Raw genomic sequence first — 5,831 nt, forward strand, 5'->3', positions numbered from 1 at the left:
TGGCCGCGGTCAATGAAGAGAATAGACAGGAAGGCCTGCCCGAGGTGGAAATGGGCATCGGGGTGCACACGGGCCAAGTGGTGGTGGGGAATATCGGCTCGCCCGAACGCATGAAGTACGGGGTGGTGGGGAGTCATGTCAACCTCACCTCCCGCATCCAGTCCTATACCACAGGGGGCCAGATCCTGATCTCCGAGGCCACACGCCAAGACGTCGGGCCTCTCGTCAAGATTGGAAAGCAGATGGAGGTCAAAGCAAAGGGATTTGAACAGCTCATCCCCCTCTGCGAGGTCCGAGGCATTGGCGGGACACACAAGCTCTCTCTGCCGGAGACCGAAGATACGCTCGTTCCCCTGCCTCAGGAGATCCCTTTCCGCTATACCGTGGTCGAAGGGGACCATCTGAGTGGCGTCATGTTCACGGGAAGTTTCGTCAAGCTGTCAGCCAAGGGAGCCGAGGCACACTTGGAGAATCCCGTCGCCCCCTTGAGCAATCTCAACATGCACCTCATTGCCGACAACGGCGAAGAGATCCCTGGAGCACTGTACGGCAAGGTCGTGGAACAGCCATCGGAGAGTCCCACGATTTTTTCTGTGCGTTTCACCTCGATGCCGCCAGAAGTCGAGACGTTTTTACATCGCCTCTTGGGACAGTGTATTCCGGGAAACGCCGGATAGACTTTTGTCCCAATTGGAGCTCTCCAAGTATTTCTCAGTTTTTACTTAGCAGCATGAAACCTGAACATCAATCAGAGCCGATTACCTTGGCGATGAAAGTGGAGGTGGCCGATGGATCAAACTGTCTGGACCGAGAAAATCAAGGACGGTGAGACCATTTTAGAGGAAGGCAGCTGGCCCTTTTATGCGTACATACTCAAGTCTGGGAGGGCCAAGGTATTCAAAAATATTGATGGCAAACAAGTGCTGATACGCACGCTAAGCGAAGGGGATATCTTCGGAGAAATTGCTTTCCTTGAAGATGCCAAAAGGACCGCCTCGGTGATCGCGGACGGCGATGTGGAAGTAGAGAAGATCGCCAAGGACACCTTTATGGAGGTCCTTGATCAACTTCCCCAGGACGTGCGATCACGGCTCAACACCTTATTCAGTGATCTGACAGCCATGACTGAGGTCAACAGCCGTTTGGTGGCGCTCCTCTACGAGCTGCAGCACATGCGGGCGAAGATGATCGACCTGAAGTCTTTCGAAAGAGAGATCGAGAAGATGCCAGAGCTTCTGCGCCGGGTGGTCATTGGGTTGGTCCAACGTCTCAACGCATCCGTTGAAGGGTGCACCAAACTCGCAGGCAAGGTCGAGGAAACGGTTAAGGCGATCGACTCACTGTCGTTGCCCTTAACACAGTAACCGCGATTGCGTTTTGGAGGGGCCGGCGGCGGCGCCTCTCCCGCCTGAATTTGTGATGTGGTGGTGTGCGCGAGGGGTTCCCTAACGTCTAATCATCCGGGAGACCATCATGCCCCAAGTACAGATTCCGCATGGTGTTCCGCCACATCAGTCGATTACCGCCGTCGAGCTTGCGAATTACCTCGGGATCGGTTTAAGCATCGTCGTGTTGGCCCTTGTTCTCTATACGGTGATCTATCACCGGGACCGCCTCTTGGAACCAGCGGCGAAATGGTTACACCTGGTCGGGCTGGCAATCCTGCCGCTATTCATCTGGTTCCTGGGGAACTTTGTGGCGATTGAAGGGGCGAAGAAGGTCGCGTTCTGCGGTTCCTGCCATCCCGTGATGGACCCATATGTGAACGACATGATAGATCCCACCAGCAAAACGCTGGCAGCCGTTCATTACGTGAATCGTTACATCGTCACTGAGCACTGTTACTCCTGTCATGTCAGTTACGGGCTCCACGGCACCTTGCGGGCGAAAATGGAAGGATTAAAAGACGTATATCGATTCTATACGGCAACCTGGGAGACACCTATTACACTCTCTGTACCGTATTCCAACTGGAATTGTTTGCAATGCCATCAGGGCGCCAAGAAGTACGAGGAGTTGGCTATTCATGTCGCATTCCGAAGTGATATAGCGTCCGATGAAGTCTCCTGCAACCTCTGCCACGGGCCCACACATCCTACGCAGTTAACCGCACAGCGAAAGAAGGAAGGTGAATGAACCAGGTGTTTTCAAAAATTTCGGCCGATCGGTATAAGCGATCTGCTCTGATCGTGGCTCAAATCCTGACCATTTCGGCCACGATTATGGCGATCGCCGTCTTCGTCATGGTCGGTCCGATGATCGTGACCATTTTCATGTTGGTAGCTCAAGGGTTCATCATGCTCTCGATTCTCATATGCCTCGTGGTCGTGGTCACGACACCCGAGCGAGAGCTTATTAAAGAGCATTTCGCGCGAGGAGCCATCATCTTCCGAAAAGGGGAGATCGCGGATAAGGTCTATGTAATCGAGAATGGGCAAGTGGAGGCGGTGGAGGACGAGCCAGGGAAGCAGGAAAAGGTGATCAGAAACATGGGGCCTGGAGATCACTTTGGCGAGATAGCCCTCATCCGACGGATGCCAAGGACGCTGACGGTCCGGGCGGCGACCGACGTCGACGTCCTCGCCATTAAAGCGGGAGCTTTCGCCTCGCTCTTCGCGCACATACCTGTGCTCAGGGACAGCTTTGCGCAACTGGTGGAGCAGCGCCTAGAAACCACGAAGCAGGACGTCCAACGTAGCCAACAACAAGGCGAATCTCCCTAGCCTCTTACCGTATCTCGCTTATCCTCTTCGGGGGCGTAGTGAGCGGCAAAATCTACAAAAAGGAGGACCGATGACGATGTGCAAGATCATCATGGCAATGATGCCGCATGTCATCCTATCCTTGGCACTCCTGATTCCTGCTGTGCCAGCCGACGCTGCTGATCCCGCCGCAGGCGCAAAGATCGCCGCGAAGCACTGCGCAGAATGTCACGGGGAGACTGGGAAGGGGGATGGTGAAATGTTGCAGAAGTTTAAGACGATGGGCGTGGTCGTCCCGGATCCGGTGGCCTGGAACGACAGCGCGGGGATGTCGGAGTGGACCGACGAACAGCTTTTTCAGATTATCGAGAAAGGTGGCAAGGGTGTAGGCAAGTCCAAGATGATGCCGCAATGGGGAGATCAGCTGTCGAAGGCCGAGATCGCCGATCTCGTGGCCTATATCCGCTCCCTGGCGAAATAGACGGCAAACGGGGGTATGATGATTCGTAAAACATTCCCCCGAGGTTTGGCTTAATTGCGATTACCTGAAGACTTGAAGGATGTCACGAGCATCCTGTTCGTGTGCACGGGGAACATGGTGCGTTCGGCGTTTGCCGAACTGTATGCCCGCTACCTGGGGTGTCCGCTACAGGTGTCCTCGGCCGCCACCATCTACCGGAACACCGAGATTTTCCCCATAACGGGCTTCGCCCTCCTCGCTCGTGGAGTCCCGAGGGAAGTCATTATTGAATTCCAGCCTCGACATCTTGACGACGTTGATTTTCCTCTGGACGATGGCACCGTCACTTTCGGCATGACCCACAGTCATCTTCAGGCTCTGTCTGATCGCGGCATATGTGACGATCGCATTTTCCTCCTGACGGAACTGCTCGGCCGCAAAGATGAGATTATAGACCCTGTGTTGGATGACGCGGAATTCGATCCCGTCTTTGACACGATTGCAGAATGCATTGAAGCCCTCATACTTGGACTCCGAGGACATCCTCGGCGATAAGCTGCAGGGACCGGGCCGTAAACCTTTTCCCTCACCGGCAAACCCTTAGGCGGCCTCCTTCTCCACCTTCTTGGCAGCTTCCTCTTTTTCTCTGCACTTGGTGCAGAAATGCACCGGGAAGTTGAGTTCTTTGCTCCATCCGTAGCCCAGCAAGATGGATCCACACTTCGAGCAAGTCGGTGGCATAGCCATCTCCCTCACCTCCTCCCGGCCCGGTCCCATGCTCTCACTCTACGATTCTTCATCTAGTGCCCCTCCAACTCACTCCTCCTAAGCACCCCAGGGTTCCGCCAGCCCGGATTATTCACATAGAAGTGAATAATCTGCCCTCCGGGCTTCGACTCCGCCCCGCGTTTGCGGGGCGTTGCTCAGGGCTAGCCTTGAGTCCCGCCGCAGCGGCGGGACGCATTATTCCCGAAGACACTCCGTTCGTGAATAATGCGGGCCAGGGGCACTGAGGGGTTGTAGGAGTGTATCCTCCCCGAGGCTCCCCACCGCCTGGGGGGTGCTCAGCGAGGCGAACGCCGAGCGCCGAATCCCGCCCCGTCCCGATGGGACGAGAGTCTCTTCGGGAAAGGCGTTCGGGACTAGCGGAAGTGTCGCACCAGCGCGGAATGCTAGTGAAAAATAGTTAGTGCGGCACTAGTCGGCCCCCTCGTTGGGCTGCACGGGATGCATATATTTACCGATATGAGTGAGGACCGGTTTATGGAACCGGCGCCCCATGTCGAAGGTTCGGATATGAGCTTTCTTGGAGACGCAAACGAATTGACGGGCGAGAGTTCGCAGAGCAAGTGTGAACACCCGGGTCGATTTCATACGCACGGGCTGTGCCCGGATTTGCTGCACCTTCATCCATCCGGTGTGCGCTGCATAGGGGCTCTAACCCCTCTATTTTCTTGACTGCCTTCGTTGGTATATCTCTTGCCGTTCTAAGAGGTCGGAGGTAGATTCGAAATGGTCGAGCTTGTATGGGAAGAATTGCATTCCCTCAAACGGAGGACGGGCGAGCGGCGGATGCTGATCAGAACCGTTGTGGATCAGCTACCCGTCAGAATCCGATGGGAACTCGATGTCTTCCAAAAGCTGGCACTGCCGTCAGAGGATCTGTTCGAGCGACTCACGGACAGCCTCGCCGCATCGATCGCCCAGGCGTTCTCGGTGGAGGAGGACGAGGTGGCCATCCTCCTTTTGCGAGGTCGAAGGCGTATGCTTCGGTTCGCTTACCCCCTCGTACATTACGTGGGAATGACGAACATGTTTCCAGTGACCACCACAAGCATTGCCGGTGAAGTCCTTCAGGCTGGGAGGGGGAGGATCGACAACGACGTCCCCTATATCGAACACTTAGATGTCTACGAGCAGATTCGCGTGAAGGAAAACAGGCCGTTGGAGATCCAGAAGATGGTCTCGGCCCCGCTTCTTATTCCTCGCGGACAGGCCCTTGGGGTAATGCAGGTAAGCAGAAAGGGGAAATCTCCCAGGGAGGCTGGGCCCAACTTTTCTCCGTTGGACCTTTTGAAGTTGAACGATCTGAGCCGCTGGCTGGCCCTGCACATCTACAGGGTGATCCCTGCTGACTTTTGATACTTCCTACCGATAACAGACGAACACTCTCGCTGGGGTTGAATGTGTGCTGATTGGCAAAGGCTGGCCCTAGTGCGGGACATCCTTTGGGAACAGCCTTGGTAGGAGATTCAAGTCTCAGCGGCGTAACGGAATCACCGAGGAATCCTGAGCCTCCTCCTCATCGGGCCTCATGGCGGCCATCCGGCACTGCCCTTCGAAGAGGACACCGTCGTCGAGGACTACGACGGGGGCTTCGATGTTGCCGAAAACTCGAGCCTCCCCCTTGAGCTCTACGCGGTCGCTGGCCAGGACGTTGCCCACTACCTCACCCCAGATCACCACCGACCCCGCCCGGATGGTAGCGTTGGCGACGGCTTTCTCCCCGATGATGAGCTCATCCGTGGTCGTGATCTCGCCATGGAACTTGCCATTCAGCAGGACAGTTCCAGTGCCGGTGAACGTGTACTTCCCCTCAATCTCGGAGCCCTCGCCGATGAAGGCCATGATCCCGGTCTGATTGGCTGCGGGCTTACGCGAATTCCACA

General features: G+C 55.8%; 9 protein-coding genes. 7 read left to right on the forward strand and 2 right to left on the reverse strand.

Translation table 11 applies throughout. From position 1 onward, the window contains the following. The 6 genes from O6929_04350 to O6929_04375 all read left to right on the forward strand — a co-directional run. A partial coding sequence (locus tag O6929_04350) for an adenylate/guanylate cyclase domain-containing protein (protein MCZ6479629.1) occupies positions 1–677 on the forward strand: 677 nt, incomplete at its 5' end. Between the two features lie 111 nt (positions 678–788). Further along, a complete protein-coding gene (locus O6929_04355) occupies positions 789–1,364 on the forward strand; it encodes a cyclic nucleotide-binding domain-containing protein (GenBank protein MCZ6479630.1) in 576 nt (191 codons plus the stop codon). 109 nt (positions 1,365–1,473) lie between these two features. Next, a complete protein-coding gene (locus tag O6929_04360) occupies positions 1,474–2,136 on the forward strand; it encodes a NapC/NirT family cytochrome c (GenBank protein MCZ6479631.1) in 663 nt (220 codons plus the stop codon). After that, a complete protein-coding gene (locus O6929_04365; GenBank protein MCZ6479632.1) occupies positions 2,133–2,723 on the forward strand; it encodes a cyclic nucleotide-binding domain-containing protein in 591 nt (196 codons plus the stop codon). The genes O6929_04360 and O6929_04365 overlap by 4 nt, the downstream gene beginning before the upstream one ends. 70 nt (positions 2,724–2,793) lie before the next feature. Then, entirely contained in the window at positions 2,794–3,183 is a 390-nt protein-coding gene (locus tag O6929_04370) for a cytochrome c (GenBank protein ID MCZ6479633.1), read from the forward strand. A 99-nt stretch (positions 3,184–3,282) separates the two neighbouring features. Next, positions 3,283–3,717 carry a hypothetical protein gene (locus tag O6929_04375; protein MCZ6479634.1) on the forward strand — a complete coding sequence of 145 codons (435 nt, stop codon included), beginning with the start codon at positions 3,283–3,285 and terminating at the stop codon, positions 3,715–3,717. 45 nt (positions 3,718–3,762) lie between these two features. Here the strand turns inward: O6929_04375 and O6929_04380 are convergent, their stop codons facing one another. Next, on the reverse strand, positions 3,763–3,909 hold the full coding sequence (locus tag O6929_04380) for a hypothetical protein (GenBank protein ID MCZ6479635.1): 147 nt from the start codon (positions 3,907–3,909) through the stop codon (positions 3,763–3,765). A 765-nt stretch (positions 3,910–4,674) separates the two neighbouring features. Here O6929_04380 and O6929_04385 point away from each other — a divergent pair. Beyond that, complete coding sequence (locus O6929_04385) at positions 4,675–5,304, forward strand: hypothetical protein (GenBank protein MCZ6479636.1); 630 nt, start codon at positions 4,675–4,677, stop codon at positions 5,302–5,304. A gap of 117 nt (positions 5,305–5,421) precedes the next feature. Here O6929_04385 and O6929_04390 read toward each other — a convergent pair whose 3' ends face one another. Beyond that, positions 5,422–5,790, reverse strand: coding sequence for a polymer-forming cytoskeletal protein (locus tag O6929_04390; protein ID MCZ6479637.1), 369 nt, complete (start codon positions 5,788–5,790; stop codon positions 5,422–5,424). Between the last annotated feature and the right edge of the window lie 41 nt (positions 5,791–5,831).

Source organism: Candidatus Methylomirabilota bacterium (assembly GCA_027293415.1).
Classification (GTDB): domain Bacteria; phylum Methylomirabilota; class Methylomirabilia; order Methylomirabilales; family CSP1-5; genus CSP1-5.

What these genes read in the sequence shown, in the direction of transcription:
- O6929_04380 (MCZ6479635.1), bottom strand. Translation starts at nt 3,909, where the DNA reads ATGGCTATGCCACCGACTTGCTCGAAGTGTGGATCCATCTTGCTGGGC.
- O6929_04355 (MCZ6479630.1), top strand. Translation starts at nt 789, where the DNA reads ATGGATCAAACTGTCTGGACCGAGAAAATCAAGGACGGTGAGACCATT.
- O6929_04370 (MCZ6479633.1), top strand. Translation starts at nt 2,794, where the DNA reads ATGACGATGTGCAAGATCATCATGGCAATGATGCCGCATGTCATCCTA.
- O6929_04385 (MCZ6479636.1), top strand. Translation starts at nt 4,675, where the DNA reads ATGGTCGAGCTTGTATGGGAAGAATTGCATTCCCTCAAACGGAGGACG.
- O6929_04390 (MCZ6479637.1), bottom strand. Translation starts at nt 5,790, where the DNA reads ATGGCCTTCATCGGCGAGGGCTCCGAGATTGAGGGGAAGTACACGTTC.
- O6929_04365 (MCZ6479632.1), top strand. Translation starts at nt 2,133, where the DNA reads ATGAACCAGGTGTTTTCAAAAATTTCGGCCGATCGGTATAAGCGATCT.
- O6929_04360 (MCZ6479631.1), top strand. Translation starts at nt 1,474, where the DNA reads ATGCCCCAAGTACAGATTCCGCATGGTGTTCCGCCACATCAGTCGATT.